The organism is Lactobacillus corticis (assembly GCF_018327645.1).
Classification (GTDB): domain Bacteria; phylum Bacillota; class Bacilli; order Lactobacillales; family Lactobacillaceae; genus Lactobacillus; species Lactobacillus corticis.
Window position 1 is genome coordinate 149,660 of record NZ_BMAY01000001.1, and the last position, 15,090, is coordinate 164,749.

The following is a 15,090-nucleotide window of genomic DNA, read 5'->3' on the forward strand; positions in this document are numbered from 1 at the left end:
TTATTGTTTAACTTTTAGGAGATGAAGACTATGGCTTATTTGTCACTGAGAGATATCCACAAGTCCTACTACCTGGGAAAAGAAGAGTTTCCCGTTTTAAAGGGCATCAACCTTGACTTCGACCTGGGGGACTTTGTATCAATCCTCGGCGAGTCAGGTGGCGGAAAATCAACCTTGATGAATATCATTGGTGGTTTGGACCGCAAGTTTCAAGGCAGCGTAATTGTCGACGGCCAGAAACTGGACCACTCAAAAGAAAAGAATATGGATAAATACCGGCGGGACACGGTCGGCTATATTTATCAATCATACAATTTGATCAGCCACCTAACCGTTTTAGATAATGTTAAATTGGCTTTGGACATGACCAAGCTAAGCAGCAGCGAGCGGACTCAGCGGGCCAAGGACCTGCTGAAGCGAGTTGGTTTAGCCGACCAAATGAAGAAATATCCTAACCAATTATCTGGCGGGCAAAAACAACGGGTGGCAATTGCCCGCGCCCTGTCCAGCGACCCCAAAATCATCATTGCCGATGAACCAACGGGAGCGTTAGATTCGCAAAACACTGAAGAAGTGCTGAAAATGCTGCAGGATATTGCCAAAGAAGGCCGGCTGGTGATTGCCGTTACCCACTCCCAGCACGTTGCCGACGCCGGAACGCGCATTGTCCACCTAGCCGATGGAAAAGTGACCGGTGATGAACGCTTGCGGCCAGCATATCAAGTTGGCAACGAAGAGCGGCTTGCCTCCAAAGAAATTTCCTTTGGGGCCGTTTTAGGCAATACTTGGAAGCACTTTAAGTACCATTTAGGGCAAAATTCCTTGATTACGGCCGGAATGGCGATTGGGCTAATTGCCGTCCTTTTATTCACGGCGCTAGGAACCGGGGTCAACGGCTATGTGACCGAACAAATCAATAAAGTCGCTAACCCCACCGCGATTGCCATCACGCGCAAGGCCAACACTAATGGTACCGGCGGTTCAGCTCAAGCCAAAGAGGCGGCTAGTCAGCGGGCAGCCATGCTGGCCTTGGCAGGAGCCAGCAAGTCAACTGAGAAAGATTTCACCAGTCAGCAGGTTAAATCCATAAAAAACATCAAGCACGTCGCTTCAGCTGAACGAGCTTACACTTTCAGCAATGTTAAGGTCAAGTATCACGGTAAGAGTTCCACGCTTTCAAGCATTAATTCTTGGAATAAAACTTCCAGTGCTAGTGATATTAAAAATGGGCACAAACCTGGCAAAGGCGAAGTGGTCTTAGACCGGACTTTTGTAAAATCCAACCTGGGCATTAAAAATTACCAATCGCTGATTGGCAAAACGGTTACGCTGTCATATTCGACGACTGATAAAAAGGGCCAGCTGGTTACGGTCAAATTTAAGGCCAAGGTTTCTGGAATCTCCTACTCTACCCGCTCAGCTCTAAATGTTATCGATGCTGATTTGGTAACTAAGGCAGCCAAAAAGCAAAATGTGGACGTCGTAGCTTCGGCAATTGCGGTGACTACCGATAAATACCAAAACGTAAAGAGCGTCGTTAAGAAGATCACCAACTTGAAGAACAAAAAAGGCAAGAAGATGTACTCGGCCTTGAGTTCAGAAAGCATGATTTCCCAAATTCAGGTCTACGTCAACTTAATTTCTACTATCTTGAAAGGCATTGCTGGCATTTCATTAGTCGTTAGTGCCATCATGATTATCGTTACTACTTATATGAGCGTGGCCGAAAGAACCAAGGAAATCGGGATTCTTCGCGCATTAGGCGAAAGCAAGCGCGATATTCGCCGCTTATTCATCAGTGAATCACTCGTAGTTGGCGTCATCAGTGCGATTGTCGCAACGGGACTTTCCTATGGTCTAGCTGTCTGGATTAATCAAGGCTTATCGCGAATTACGGAATACCAATTCTTGCAAATTCAACCAAATGCCGTCTGCGGCATCTTCGTGATCTCTTTGGTAATTTCCCTCTTGGCAGCCCTCTTGCCAGCCCGGCATGCTGCCAACTTAAACCCAATCGAGGCCTTGAGCAACGATTAATTTTCCCTCTCTATAAAAAACAAAAACTCCCCGTTTAAAGCGGAGAGTTTTTTAGTGCAAATTTACAAAAGTGCTGAAACGCATATAGTCATGATGGACGCGCATGTTGGAAATCTCTAAAGGAGTACCATCATCTAAGAAGAAAATCCCTTCCATCACGCCCACTGGTTCGATTGGCTGCAAAGCCAAATATTTTTGATCATCGGCATTGCTGGATTCGACGGTAATGTTTAAAAAAGATCTGGTAACCGTCAGATTTAATTCAGTTTCCAAGTAGTTATACAAAGACTTGAGCAGGATTTGTTCATTTAATTCCGGAACCAGCTTGATCGGAATATAGCCGGTTTCGACTAAAAATGGCTGCTGGTCAAGCAAACGCAAACGTTTAAATTCATAAACAAAGTCGTTTTCACTGATGAACAAATCCTGAGCAATCTCAGGACTAGCCTTAATTACGTGAAATTCCAGCAATTTTATTTTTTGCTTTTTCCCCGGGACCTTAACCGAATCGGTTAAACCCAGGTTTGAGCCTTCATAGCGGAACATGCCCTGTTTTCGCAGATAGAGCGGATTAATAAAGGAACCGCTGCCGCGTTTTTTAAAAATGATGCCTTCTTGGGCTAGTAGCTCCAAAGCTCGCTTCATTGATGACCGGCTTACCTGGTATTCTTCGGCCAGGCTCCGCTCATCCGGCAAGCGCATATTCTTAAAAGCGCCCGTTAAAATCCGTTGTTTCAGATCATGTTTTACATTGCGATAGACAAAATCCGCCATCTTACTCTTCCTAACTAAGTGCGTCGGCTGCCCTAACCTGAGCAATAAACCAATCGCTAAAGCGCTGACGGTCAATTGCCGTTCCAATCATGGCATTGGCCGGCTGATCAAAAAAGTTGTCAAAATCTATTATGCTGGCTCCATAAGCATAACCAGGAGCCGTTTCAATCTTTACCATGGCTGGTTTGAAGGTATACATGTCGCTTTCCAGCAGCATCCCGCAAGCCAAAGCATCGTAACTTTCAATTCCCTTGCTTGGTAAAATATCGTGAATGTTGGTCATAATGCCATACAGCATCTCGCCAATCGGGCCACTGGCCTTAATTGCGGCGAGGGATGCTTGATCAAGGTAGGCTTGGTGGCCCAATTCTAGCGGTGCCACTTGCACCTTCAGGTGAGAATCAAAGACGATCTGCGCCGCTTCCGGATCACCGGCAACATTATATTCCGCATATGGTCCCCAATTGCCGCGTCCGATGGCTCCGCCCATGATCGTTAGTTGACTGATCTTGGCAAGGTCTTGCGGATATTGGCGAAAGTATAAGGCAAAATCTGTAGCTGGTCCAATCTGCATCAATTCAACTGGTTCAGAACTAACTGCCACCACTTCGTGGATCCGTTCAGCTGCTAAACCGGAAATTAAATTGCTGGAGTCGGCTTCCGGAAAGTCGTAGCCTGCCATCCCGCTTTCTCCATGGACGCTAGAAGCATCAATTGCCGGTCTTAACAAAGGGCGACTAGCACCAGCTACTACCGGGACTTTTTTATGCAAAAAAGTCAGCAAACGCAAGGTATTGTTTAAAGTTTTCGGCAAACTCACATTGCCCCAAGTGGGCACCAGTAATTTCACGTCTAATTGCGGATTAAACAAAGCCAGCGTAATTGCTGCAGCATCATCAATTCCCGGATCAGTACTAATTATCAATGGTTTTGGGTTCATTTGGTCCTCTTTCTGATTATTTTTGTTTTTCTACTCAATAATCAATGATACATGGAAATGACGAAAAAAGCTCCCGGAAATCAAATTCCAGGAAACTTTTTTTACCGGTGGCGTTGTTCAATCGTCCCATCGCCGCGCGCCACTAGGACTTCATCGCAAATATCAAGGAATAGGCCGTGTTCAACGACTCCAACAGTGTGGTCCAGGTAGTCAGCCAAGCCGTGCGGAGCAGGAATCGGATCAGCTGCCAGGTCAATAATATAGTTGCCGTAGTGCGTTACATAGCGCTTTTCACCAGCCATCCGCCATTGCGGTTTTAACCCTTCTTGGGCAAAGCGGCGGAAATTTTGTTCACAAGAAATTGGCAAGACTTCAACCGGCAAAGGAAAACCGCTTAAATGGTGAACCATTTTTGATTCATCCACAATCCAGACGTTTTTCTTGGAATTAATGGCAACGTTTTTTTCTAAAGTTAAGGCTCCGCCCCCGCCTTTAATGCCATCTAACTGGTCATCAACGCGGTCGGCTCCATCAACCGTCAAGTCAGCTTGGTCAATTGCGCTCAAGTCGCTAACGGTAAAGCCCCAGCCTTCCAATTGTTTTTTGGAACGATTGGACGTGGTCACCAGCGCCTTTAATTTTAAGCCGGCTTCTTTGCGTTTGCCTAAGGCATCGATAAAGAAGGCAACCGTAGAACCAGTACCTACGCCCAGCACCATGCCATCCTCAACCATGGCTGCGGCTTTTTGGGCGGCTTGTTTTTTTAATAAATCTTGTGCTTGCTTATCCATATTATTCCTCCATGGCCTCTTTAACTTCATTAGCAGTTGGGATTGACGGCTGAGCGCCTAAGCGTTGAACAGCCAGCGACGAAGCCCGACTGGCAATCGTCGCTGCTTCTACCAAGTTGCTCATATCTGACTTTAAGTTGGCTGCCAGATAGCCAATAAAGGTGTCGCCGGCTGCGGTGGTATCGACAGCCTTAACCTTAAAGGCCGGCACAATCTGGTTAACTTCCTTATTAGACAGGTAACTACCCTTGGCACCATAAGTAATAATGACATTTTCAACCCCGCGGTCGCGAATTTCTTCCGCACAGGCAGCAAGGGCCGTTTCATTATCAATCGCAATCCCGCTAATGGCAGCTGCTTCGGTTTCATTTGGCGTAATCAGATCAGTTAAATCCAGCAATTCCTGGGGCAGCTCGGCTAAAGCCGGCGCAGGATTGAGGATGGTCATTTTACCGGCTGCCTTGGCCATTTTGAAAGCGGCAATCGTGGCCTCAAGCGGCGTTTCAAATTGGGCAATCACGCAGTCGCAAGCTTCAATTAAATTGCGCGCTGCTTCGATGTCGCTCGTGCTTAAATCATAATTAGCCCCGTGGTCAATCACAATATTGTTTTGGCCTGCCTCATTTAAATTAATGTAGGCATGACCCGTATTGGCGTTTGGGGTTGCTTCTAAGTATTCAGTTTTGACGCCGTAGCTGTTCAGGGCTTTACGCATAAAGTCCCCTTCACTATCGCCACCGACTCGACTAATAAAGTAGGTCTGGCTGCCGGCCTTGGCCGCTGCAATTGCCTGATTGGCGCCCTTGCCGCCCCCAGCTTGCGTTACTTCAAGCGCGCTAATGGTTTCGCCCGGTTTAGGAAAATCTTTAACATGCAGGGTCGTATCAACATTGCTCGACCCGATAACGACAATTTTTTTCATCTTTATGCCTTTCTACCGCTCTAGTCTTTAGCTCAATTATAACAAACCAATTGCTAAGAAAATGAGTGCCAAGACGAACAAAATGATTAATAACTTCCAAATCCATTTTAGCCAGCGATCAAAACCAATCCCCGCCATGGCTAGGGACATTAGAATTAAACCCGTCGGTGCCAAGAAACTGATAAAGCCTTGGCCCCAGTTGTAGGCGTTAATCACATTGGCCCGATCTACGCCAACGACATCTGCCAGTGGCGCCATGATTGGCATTGATAATACCGCTAGGCCTGATGATGACTGGATAAAGAAGCCGAGGATTATGTAAACGACAAACAAGCACCAGACAAACATCAGTGGACTCATGCCGCTGATTTTGCTGGCAAAAGCATGCATCAAGGTGTCGCTGGTATTGCTTTCTTCCAGCACAATCGACACTGATCTAGCTAAACCAATGGTCAAGGCCACCCCTAAGAGGTCACAAGCCCCGGCGACAAAGCTGTCCATAAATTTGGACTCTGATAAACCGCTGATTAGGCCAAAGATGTAGGCACAGCCTAGGAAGACTACGGTAATTTCCGTAAAGTACCAGCCTTTTTGCTGCACGCCCCAAACCATGATGACAAAGGCAGCCGCAAAGACTAAGAGCGTGAGTTTTTGGCGCCAGGTAAATTTCCGGTCGCTAGTTAAAGCGTCCATATCCAAAAACTTATCCCGATCGGCTTGATATTGGTCAGCTACCAGTGACTTAGCAGGATCGCGGCGGACTTTTTCGCCGTAGTGAATGACGTAAATCATTGATACGATCACGATTGCTGCTAAAAAGGCAATCCGTAAGCCCAGCCCCGACGAGAAGTTAATCCCGGCTGCATTTGAGGCGATCACAACGCTAAATGGGTTCACCGTGCTGCCCATGGTCCCGAGCGCCGACCCCAGAAAGACGGTCGCAACAACGGTTAGGGTATCGTAGCCGGCTAGCAAAAAGACGGGGATCAGGATGGGATAAAAGGCCATGGTTTCTTCAGCCAAGCCAAAAGTCGTACCGCCCAAGGCAATTAAGCCCATCACGATCACAATTAAAAGTGCTTGTTTGCCTTTGATAACCTCTGATAAACGCTGCATCCCGCTGTCTAAAGCCCCATTAGCGTGAATTACGCCGATGCAGCCGCCTAAAATCAAGACAAAGGCAATAATATCAATTGAATCAGCAATCCCATTGACCTGGGCAGTTAAGAACTGCACCACGACTGTCCAAACAGTTTGATGCTGCTTCTTAATTTGCTGATAGGTGTTAGGAATTGCGACCGGCTTATAAACCGTACCGTCAATTAATTTTTTAGCATCCATCTTAATATGGTAACGATTCAAGGTCTTTTGCGTGGCCGGTGCATGCGTTTTTTTTGCCACTTGGCTGGGTAATCAAAAAAGTTTCGCTGCTGTGGTCGTACTGCAAGGTCGCATACTTGCCTGACGGGATCGCCAGAGTTAACAATTCCACGGCAAATAGCACGATGATAATCACCGTGTAGGCCGTTGGGAACTTAAAGTGCTTTTTCTTAGCCATTTTTTCTCCCTATTCACATCTATACTTCTTAACTTATTACTTATACACTTATTAGTATAAACGCTTTCAGGAAAAAATAATACCACCGCTCAAAGCGATGGTATTGTTCTTCATTAATATTTGCTGCTTAGGTGCTTTTCCAGCAAATGAAGCAGCCAAGCCAATAATTGCGTAATAATAAAGTAGATAATCGCTGCTACAACGAGCGGCGGAATGTAATCATACAGCGTGCCGCCGACGCCTAAGGCTTCAGCCGTGACTTCGTTGACTCCAATATAGAAGAGCACCGAAGATTCCTTAATCAAGGTAATAAATTCGTTGCCCAAGGCGGGAATCGTATTGTGCAGCATTTGCGGCAAGACCACGGAATAAAAGGTGTCTCGCCTTGATAGACCTAGTGACAAACCAGCTTCGGTCTGTCCCTTCGGAATTGAAATAATCCCTGAACGAAAAATTTCGCTCACATAAGCCCCCGAGTTAAGCCCTAAGGCCAAAGCCCCCGGAATAATCCGATCTAAGCCGGTGCCCATCACCTGGCTTTGCGGCAGGGGCAAAGCGGTCGCTAAGACATAATAAAGCAGCATAACTTGAATCATCGACGGCGTTCCCCGCATGATCGCAATATAAGCTGTCGCAATGCCACGCAGAATTTTATTCTGGGATTGCCGCATCATGGTTAACAACAGCCCCAACAAGAAGCCCGTAATGACCCCGATCACTGATACCAGCAAGGTGGTAACGGTGCCTTGCAGAAAGAGCGTCCAATATTTACCTAAAAAACTAAACATTTCGCAAGCCCCTTTCCTACAAGTTCAAAACCTTATCCAAAAAGTCTTGCGCCCGTTCAGTTTGCGGCTTTTGGAAGAAGGAAGCGGGACTGCCCTTTTCCAAAATCTGCTGATCGGCCATAAACCAGATCTCATCCGAGACATTCTTGGCAAAACTCATTTCATGCGTAACGACGACCATGGTCATCCCTTGCTCAGCCAGCTCTTGCATAATTTTTAAGATATCGCCTACCATTTCCGGGTCAAGGGCACTGGTCGGTTCGTCAAATAAGATCACTTCAGGATCCATGGCTAGCGACCGGGCAATTGCCACCCGTTGCTGCTGTCCGCCAGAAAGGCTGGACGGATAACTATCAGCCTTATCAGCTAGCCCAACCTGCTTTAATAAAGCTAGGGCCTTGTCTTTAGCGGCAGCTTCATCAAGCCCCTTGACCTTCTTTAAGGCTAGGCAAATATTATCGCTAACACTCATGTTGGCAAAGAGATTAAAGTTTTGGAACACCATGCCTACATGTTCCCGCAGACTTTGCAATTCCTTGTCTTTCATCTGTGTAACTTCTTGGTCATGGTAAAAAATCTTGCCGCTAGTTGGCGTCTCCAGCATGTTCAAACAACGCAAGAAAGTCGACTTGCCGGCGCCAGAGGGACCGATAATGGAAATTACCTGTCCCGGCATTACCTGGGCATTTACCTGGTCCCAAACCAGGGTGTCGCCGTACTTTTTGCTTAAATTTTCAACTTTTAAGACTGGTTCAGTCATTTTATGCTCCTCCAGTCTTAGTTACCGCTTGAAACTTGCAGGTTAACAGCTTTTTCGAACATCTTGTCCAAATTGCCGTTCTGTTTCTCCTCAGTGATTACTTGGTTAACCACTTTCATCAGCTTCTTGTCGCCTTTCCGCAAGAGGGCTGAGTAAGCTGATGACTTAGGCGTAGTCAGCTTAATCTTGCTGATAGCATACTTGTTCGGGTACTTCTTGACAAAGCCTTGAGCCATATCTTCACTCAAAACTACGCCCTTCAAAGTTCCGACTTGCAGCTCATTCATCAAAGTGTCGTTAGAACTTTCAGTTACCTTGGTAACGCCTTTGAGCTGCTTGGTCATGATCGTCTCTTGCAGGGATGACTGCTGAGCACCGACTTGTTGGCCCTTGAGCGAAGCTACAGTGTTGTACTTGTTCGCATTCTTTTTAGCGACAACGACCACGTTGCCTACATTATAGTAGGACTTAGAAAAAGCTACCGCTTTGGCTCTTTGCTTGGTGTAACTCATCCCCGACAAAACAATGTCAACCTTGTTGCTCTTTAATTCGCTAATCAAAGATGGAAAAGCAATATTTTCCACTTTCAGCTTAACGCCGAGTTTCTTAGCAATCTTTTCCCCTAGAAAAATGTCTAGGCCAGTGTATTGCTTCTTACCGTTCTTGACGATGGGGAACTCCATCGGGGCAAAGTCAGCTGAAGTCCCCATAACCAGGGTCTTCTTCTCCTTAACTGCTTTCACGCTATTATCTGTATTGTTGCTGCAAGCAGTTAAACTAACGCCTAAAGTTAAAACGGCAATGATTGACAAAACGATCTTCTTATTCAGTTTCATATTGATTGGTCCTCCGATTTTAGTAATTAACGTTCCTCCTAATTACCTTGTCGTCGTAAGACCAAATGGATGCCTTCCATACCTTCCTCCCAGGATCTAAAATCTTGGCATTTTTTGCCAGGTAGTTAATTTATAGCAACCATTATACACAGAACAAAATAAAATTAAAAGTATTTGGGCATTAAATAAAAATTTTAAATTAAATTCCGCCGGTCACAAATCCCCGCAAGCGCATCGCTTCCCATTTCAAGGTGTCGCTATCGTCAACTTGCGAAATTTTATAACCGACAAAATATGGCGAAGCATAAAAACGCGGAATAATCTTGCAGCAAGTTCCTTTTCCATTTTTGATTGGATAGAAGAACAAGTTATATGAATCAACGCCGTGACTTAAGACCGAGCGCATATACTGGGTACCCTTTTGAATCAAGTCACTCCAAGTGTCTAAATCTTGGTTATCCCAAGTAACGATATTAACTTCTTGGTAGCCCTGGACGGGACGCTTAGAAATATTCATCTCCACCTGGCCCTTCTCTACTACCGGAAAACCCGTAAAATTATCTTCCCTAATGGCATCATAGCCGTCTTTTTTTAATAAACCAACGATCTGCATATGCGGGTGCGTTAGCGAACCGTCAGACTTGGGACCGAAATTCTTGTACCACAACACGCTCCGATACCGGCCAGAAAGATACATTTGGTGAAAACAATTCAGAGCGAATTTCATTAATTGCCGATTTTCTTGGCGAGTATAAGTTGAAATGTCACCCTGGTGGTCGCTGGATTCGATTAAAATTGTCTGATCGGTATCTTGTAAGGTCGGATATTTGTTTTTCAACCAAATCATGTCACCCGTGCGGTCATAAATGTTCGTTAAGTGTTCAGGATCACAGAAAGGGCAGCCATTTGATTGGTAGCCTTGGCGATTCCCGAAGTCATAATCATAAGGTTTTCTTTTACCAATAGAATATGTGTAAACAAGTGGATCACGGTCCATAATGGGGTCCTCCTAAATCTCAAATCATCCTAAATTCAGTTTAAAAGGCGGACAAATTTAAGTCAAATAAATAGAAATGGTAAGTTTTTGCTTATTTTATTGTATAATAACCTTGTATCCGTCACATGTAGTGTAATAGGAGAAGAAAATATCATGAGATTCGGAAAAAAATTGCTGACCCTTGCTTGTGCCGGCGTTGCCGCCCTTGCCTTAACTGCTTGTTCGAATGGAAATTCATCATCCAGCAGTTCTAGCAAGATTCCAAGCAAGATTACCAAGAAAACGACGGTAACCATGTGGTACGCCCTATCAGGCCAACCGGAAACAAGCTTGAAGCAATTAGCCAAGGAATTCGAACAAAAGAATCCGAAAGTAACCATTAAATTAGAAAATCAAGGCAGCTCTTATAACGACCTGCAAGCCAAGATCACTTCCAGCTTGCAATCGCCAAGCAATCTGCCAACGATTACCTTAGCTTACTCCAACTGGATGTTTACAGCTGCTAAGAATAATTTGTTAGTCAACTTAGACTCTTACATTAAAAATAAGAATGTCGGCTGGGGCTCATATGCTGACAGCAACATCAAATCCAGCTTATGGACTTCTGCCAAAATTGGCGGCAAGCAATACGGCGTGCCGTTTAACAAGTCAGCCGAAATGCTTTTCTACAACAAGACTTTGCTGAAGAAATATAATGTCAAAGTCCCAACGACAATGGCTGAATTGCAGTCGGCTGCACAAAAGGTTTACCAAAAGAGTAACGGCAAGGTGGTCGGAGCTGGTTTTGACTCCCTTTCCAACTACTACATGTTAGCCATGAAGGAAAACGGCACGAACTTCTCAAGCAAGATCAACTTTGCTAGTGCTGCTTCCAAAAAAGTCATCAACTACTATGCTAATGGCGTAAAAGCTGGCTACTTCATGCAAGCGGGAACGCAAAAGTACATGTCTACCCCATTCTCTAACGGCAAGGTAGCCATGTTTATCGGTTCAACGGCCAATGAAAGTTACGTTCAACAAGGCTTGAACAAGAAATATTCATACGGCGTTGCCCCTCGTCCGTCAACTTGGAACATTCAACAAGGGACTGATATCTACATGTTCAGTCATGCAAGTGCAATGCAAAAAGCAGCTGCGTTCAAGTTCATCAAGTTTGTAACTTCTAAAGCCAGTCAACTGAAGTGGGCCGAAGCAACTGGTTACATGCCTGTTAATACGGCTAGCTTAAACTCAAGTGCTTACAAGAATTCGAAGAACCAAGTTCCAAAGCAATTAGCTGCTACGACTAAGCACTTATACTATGTGCCAAACATCAAGAATGCTGAATCAGCTTATATGCAAGCTGGTAGCAATATGCAAACGATTTTAGCCCAAGCCCAAAAGAAGCAATCATGGACTAGTGCGATTAACAGTGGTGCAAGCAAGTTTAAGGCTAGTTGGCAACAATAATTAGCTAAAGAAAAGGCCGCCCGGCATGTGGAGGGCGGTCTTTTTTACTGAAGTTGACTTTTATCAGCAAAATAATTAAAATATGTTTAAATTTTTAACAGTAAAATAAGTGAGGTATACCATGAAAGAAAAAGGTCTATCAGTTAAAAGCGTCGTTGCGATTGGGATCGGCACCGCGATTTACGTCATTCTTGCACGTTTCACTTCAATTCCAACCGGCATCCCTAATACCAATATTGAAATAGTTTACCCATTTTTAGCCCTGCTTGCGACGATTTATGGCCCGGTTGTTGGCTTTAGTGCGGGCTTAATTGGCCATGCGCTAACTGACTTCTTAATGTATGGTCAAACCTGGTGGAGCTGGGTTATCGCAACGGCAATTTTAGGCCTCATTATCGGTTTGTATGGCTTGCGCCTAGATTTGGAGAATGGCGAATTTACGACTAAGCAAATGGTTGGCTTTAACCTGGTCCAAATTATTGCCAATGTTGTTAGTTGGGGCATTCTTGCTCCTCTAGGAGACATTTTAATTTACAGCGAGCCAGCTAATAAAGTATTTTTGCAGGGCATCGTGGCTGCGATTACCAATTCACTCAGCATCTTGATTCTCGGGACGATCTTGTTGAAGGCATACGCAGCTTCAAAGGTTAAGAAAGGCAGCTTGCATAAAGATTAAGGACACCATGGACACACCAATCATTCAATTTAAGGATTTCAGTTTTAAATATAATAGTCAATCTGCACCAACGCTCAAGCACCTCAACCTGCAAATACAAAAAGGCGAGAAAATTTTGCTGGCTGGTCCTTCTGGAAGCGGAAAATCAACGATTGGCCGTTGTTTAAACGGATTGATACCCAATGTTGACCATGGTGAAATTGCCGGGACTTGTTTGGTTAATGGCAAAGACATTGCCAAAACAAGTCTTTTTGCTTTATCTTTTTCAACTTCGACCATTCTGCAAGATTCAGATAGTCAATTCATTGGGATGACCGTCGGTGAAGATATTGCTTTTTCCCTTGAAAATGACCAAACGCCGCGCGCGCAAATGCATGCGGTTGTAGATAAATGGGCCAAAGAATTGGGGTTAAGCGAGCTGTTAAAGCAGGCTCCGCAGACCTTATCCGGCGGGCAAAAACAACTGGTCGCCTTAGCTGGGGTGCTGGTCGACGAATCGCCAATCTTGCTATTTGATGAACCATTAGCTAATTTAGACCCGGCTTCTGGCCTAAAAACCATCAAGCTTATTGATCAAATTCAAGCTGAATTACATGCCACTGTGATTATCATTGAGCACCGCATCGAAGAAGTTTTAGCCGGAAGAGTTGATCGCATCGTTTTAATCGATGACGGTCAAATCATTGCCGACCAGACGCCTAATGAGCTCCTGCACACTGATTTGCTGGAAAAAGATGGCGTCCGCTTGCCACTCTATGTCAAGGCCCTAAAGAAGGCCCATGTCGATTTACAGGATATTCCGCTCCTCACTCAAGTAGCCTCACTTCCTACGACTAATGCCATTTCGACCAAGCTAACCCATTGGATTCAGCCCCAGTCTGCAGAAGAGCAGCGAAAAACCATTCCCCTTTTGACCCTAAAACAAGTAGGCCATCGTTATGATAAGCATCAGCGCTATCCGCTAGAAGACGTCAATGTCACGATTAATCAGGGTGACTTTGTTTCAATCGTGGGCCAAAACGGTGCGGGGAAGACGACGCTTTGCCGCATTATCTGTGGCTTTATTGCCAATGAGGGTCAGGTTTTATTCAAAGACCAGGATTTAGCCCAGCAAACAATCAAAGAACGGGCTGAAAAAATTGGTTACGTCATGCAAGATCCTAATCAAATGATCTCCCAGAAAATGATTTTTGATGAGGTTGCCCTCGGTCTGCGATTGCGCAACGTGCCAGAAACCGAAATTAAAGAACGAGTATTAAAGACGCTTAAAATCTGTGGACTCTATCCGTTTCGCAATTGGCCAATTTCGGCCTTAAGTTTTGGTCAGAAAAAACGCGTGACCATCGCCTCAATTCTGGTACTCGCACCAGAACTAATAATCTTAGATGAACCGACCGCAGGCCAAGATTGGAAAACTTATTCGGAAATCATGAATTTCTTACGGCAGCTTAATCAGCAAGGCAAGACCATTATGATCATTACCCACGACATGCACTTAATGATGGAATACACTAATCGCAGCTTGGCATTTGCCAAGGGAAAATTAATTGCTGATACCACGCCGCTTGAGCTGCTTACTAATCCTGATTTAGTTGCACAGGCAAGTCTTAGAAAGACTAGTTTATTTGAGCTGGCACAACACTATCAAATACCAAATTCTGCCGACCTAATTGCGACTTATGTAAATTCAGAAATGGAGCGTGACCATCATGAATGAAGATAAAGTGTTGGGGTTTCAACCAGGAACGGGCTTTATCTATGAACTTAATGCAACTACTAAGCTTATTTTCTTGCTGCTGGTCTCGGTAGCTTGCATGGTCACTTATGATACGCGGTTTCTGGCAGCTATTTGTTTGCTATCGGTCTTTTGTCTAAAACTAAGCGGAATTAAGTGGCGGCAAGTCTCTTTTGTCGTTAAACTAATTTTGGTTTTTGCCCTGCTTAATTTGATTACCGTCTACCTTTTTCAACCAAGCTATGGTCAAAATCTTTATGGCAGCAAAAATGTCATCGTCAATGCGGGCTATTTTACCTTGACGCAAGAAGAATTATTCTACTTGTTTAATCTGGTCTTGAAGTATATCTGTTCAATCCCGCTATTGCTGCTCTTTTTATTGACGACTAATCCCAGCCAGTTTGCATCCAGCCTGAATAAAATTGGCGTAAGTTACAAAATTGCCTACGCCGTTGCCCTAGCGCTCCGGTATATTCCAACCATTCAAAATGATTATTGGTCGATTTCCGTCGCCCAACAAGCCCGGGGTAACGAATTATCAAAAAAGGCTAGCTTGAGCAAACGAATTAAGGGAACCCTAAATATTGTTAAGCCCCTTATCTTCTCAAGTCTCACCAGAATCGACACAATTAGTACCGCCATGCAGCTGAGACGATTTGGTTCTAAGAAAAAAAGGACTTGGTACGTCTACCAGCCCTTCAAATTGCCCGATTATCTAGTCTCCCTGCTAGCCCTGCTGTTAGTGGCGGCAGTGGTTTGGCTATGGCAAATCAACCAAGGGAGATTTTTCAATCCTTTCAAATAAAAAAATAAGAGCTTTGATCTAG

13 protein-coding genes and 1 pseudogene are annotated in these 15,090 nt (G+C 44.8%); 5 read left to right on the forward strand and 9 right to left on the reverse strand.

What is annotated here, in order from left to right:
• The first annotated feature begins 30 nt into the window (after nucleotides 1-30).
• Entirely contained in the window at nucleotides 31-2,037 is a 2,007-nt protein-coding gene (locus KI210_RS00700; RefSeq protein ID WP_212779971.1) for an ABC transporter ATP-binding protein/permease, read from the forward strand.
• A gap of 51 nt (nucleotides 2,038-2,088) precedes the next feature.
• Here KI210_RS00700 and KI210_RS00705 read toward each other — a convergent pair whose 3' ends face one another.
• The 9 genes and pseudogenes from KI210_RS00705 to KI210_RS00745 form a co-directional block, all read right to left on the reverse strand.
• Nucleotides 2,089-2,811: a GntR family transcriptional regulator gene (locus tag KI210_RS00705; protein ID WP_212779972.1), complete on the reverse strand. Its 723-nt coding sequence runs from the start codon at nucleotides 2,809-2,811 to the stop codon at nucleotides 2,089-2,091.
• A gap of 10 nt (nucleotides 2,812-2,821) precedes the next feature.
• A complete protein-coding gene (locus tag KI210_RS00710; RefSeq protein WP_212779973.1) occupies nucleotides 2,822-3,751 on the reverse strand; it encodes a nucleoside hydrolase in 930 nt (309 codons plus the stop codon).
• A 101-nt stretch (nucleotides 3,752-3,852) separates the two neighbouring features.
• Nucleotides 3,853-4,542, reverse strand: a complete 690-nt coding sequence (rpiA, locus tag KI210_RS00715) for a ribose-5-phosphate isomerase RpiA (RefSeq protein WP_212779974.1) — start codon at nucleotides 4,540-4,542, stop codon at nucleotides 3,853-3,855.
• Between the two features lies 1 nt (nucleotide 4,543).
• A complete protein-coding gene (gene rbsK, locus KI210_RS00720; RefSeq protein WP_212779975.1) occupies nucleotides 4,544-5,464 on the reverse strand; it encodes a ribokinase in 921 nt (306 codons plus the stop codon).
• A 36-nt stretch (nucleotides 5,465-5,500) separates the two neighbouring features.
• Nucleotides 5,501-7,022, reverse strand: a pseudogene (locus tag KI210_RS00725) (YfcC family protein).
• 113 nt (nucleotides 7,023-7,135) lie between these two features.
• Entirely contained in the window at nucleotides 7,136-7,810 is a 675-nt protein-coding gene (locus KI210_RS00730) for an amino acid ABC transporter permease (RefSeq protein WP_212779976.1), read from the reverse strand.
• A gap of 16 nt (nucleotides 7,811-7,826) precedes the next feature.
• Nucleotides 7,827-8,570 (reverse strand): amino acid ABC transporter ATP-binding protein, encoded by a 744-nt coding sequence (locus KI210_RS00735; RefSeq protein ID WP_212779977.1) that lies wholly within the window; start codon nucleotides 8,568-8,570, stop codon nucleotides 7,827-7,829.
• Nucleotides 8,571-8,587: 17 nt separating this feature from the next.
• Nucleotides 8,588-9,406 (reverse strand): transporter substrate-binding domain-containing protein, encoded by an 819-nt coding sequence (locus KI210_RS00740; protein WP_212779978.1) that lies wholly within the window; start codon nucleotides 9,404-9,406, stop codon nucleotides 8,588-8,590.
• A 199-nt stretch (nucleotides 9,407-9,605) separates the two neighbouring features.
• The gene (locus tag KI210_RS00745; RefSeq protein ID WP_212779979.1) at nucleotides 9,606-10,403 is read right to left on the reverse strand and encodes a DUF4931 domain-containing protein; all 798 of its coding nucleotides are present in this window, start codon (nucleotides 10,401-10,403) and stop codon (nucleotides 9,606-9,608) included.
• A 153-nt stretch (nucleotides 10,404-10,556) separates the two neighbouring features.
• Here KI210_RS00745 and KI210_RS00750 point away from each other — a divergent pair, with 153 nt between their 5' ends.
• The 4 genes from KI210_RS00750 (at nucleotide 10,557) to KI210_RS00765 (ending at nucleotide 15,068) form a co-directional block, all read left to right on the forward strand.
• Nucleotides 10,557-11,852 (forward strand): extracellular solute-binding protein, encoded by a 1,296-nt coding sequence (locus tag KI210_RS00750; RefSeq protein ID WP_212779980.1) that lies wholly within the window; start codon nucleotides 10,557-10,559, stop codon nucleotides 11,850-11,852.
• A 121-nt stretch (nucleotides 11,853-11,973) separates the two neighbouring features.
• The gene (locus KI210_RS00755) at nucleotides 11,974-12,528 is read left to right on the forward strand and encodes an ECF-type riboflavin transporter substrate-binding protein (RefSeq protein WP_212779981.1); all 555 of its coding nucleotides are present in this window, start codon (nucleotides 11,974-11,976) and stop codon (nucleotides 12,526-12,528) included.
• 7 nt (nucleotides 12,529-12,535) lie between these two features.
• A complete protein-coding gene (locus tag KI210_RS00760; protein WP_212779982.1) occupies nucleotides 12,536-14,245 on the forward strand; it encodes an ABC transporter ATP-binding protein in 1,710 nt (569 codons plus the stop codon).
• Nucleotides 14,238-15,068: an energy-coupling factor transporter transmembrane component T family protein gene (locus tag KI210_RS00765; protein WP_212779983.1), complete on the forward strand. Its 831-nt coding sequence runs from the start codon at nucleotides 14,238-14,240 to the stop codon at nucleotides 15,066-15,068. The genes KI210_RS00760 and KI210_RS00765 overlap by 8 nt, the downstream gene beginning before the upstream one ends.
• Nucleotides 15,069-15,090 lie beyond the last annotated feature (22 nt).

Coding starts and splice junctions, on each gene's coding strand:
- KI210_RS00700 (WP_212779971.1), top strand. CDS start 31: ATGGCTTATTTGTCACTGAGAGATATCCACAAGTCCTACTACCTGGGA.
- KI210_RS00765 (WP_212779983.1), top strand. CDS start 14,238: ATGAATGAAGATAAAGTGTTGGGGTTTCAACCAGGAACGGGCTTTATC.
- KI210_RS00705 (WP_212779972.1), bottom strand. CDS start 2,811: ATGGCGGATTTTGTCTATCGCAATGTAAAACATGATCTGAAACAACGG.
- KI210_RS00710 (WP_212779973.1), bottom strand. CDS start 3,751: ATGAACCCAAAACCATTGATAATTAGTACTGATCCGGGAATTGATGAT.
- KI210_RS00755 (WP_212779981.1), top strand. CDS start 11,974: ATGAAAGAAAAAGGTCTATCAGTTAAAAGCGTCGTTGCGATTGGGATC.
- rbsK (WP_212779975.1), bottom strand. CDS start 5,464: ATGAAAAAAATTGTCGTTATCGGGTCGAGCAATGTTGATACGACCCTG.
- KI210_RS00745 (WP_212779979.1), bottom strand. CDS start 10,403: ATGGACCGTGATCCACTTGTTTACACATATTCTATTGGTAAAAGAAAA.
- KI210_RS00740 (WP_212779978.1), bottom strand. CDS start 9,406: ATGAAACTGAATAAGAAGATCGTTTTGTCAATCATTGCCGTTTTAACT.
- rpiA (WP_212779974.1), bottom strand. CDS start 4,542: ATGGATAAGCAAGCACAAGATTTATTAAAAAAACAAGCCGCCCAAAAA.
- KI210_RS00760 (WP_212779982.1), top strand. CDS start 12,536: ATGGACACACCAATCATTCAATTTAAGGATTTCAGTTTTAAATATAAT.
- KI210_RS00730 (WP_212779976.1), bottom strand. CDS start 7,810: ATGTTTAGTTTTTTAGGTAAATATTGGACGCTCTTTCTGCAAGGCACC.
- KI210_RS00750 (WP_212779980.1), top strand. CDS start 10,557: ATGAGATTCGGAAAAAAATTGCTGACCCTTGCTTGTGCCGGCGTTGCC.
- KI210_RS00735 (WP_212779977.1), bottom strand. CDS start 8,570: ATGACTGAACCAGTCTTAAAAGTTGAAAATTTAAGCAAAAAGTACGGC.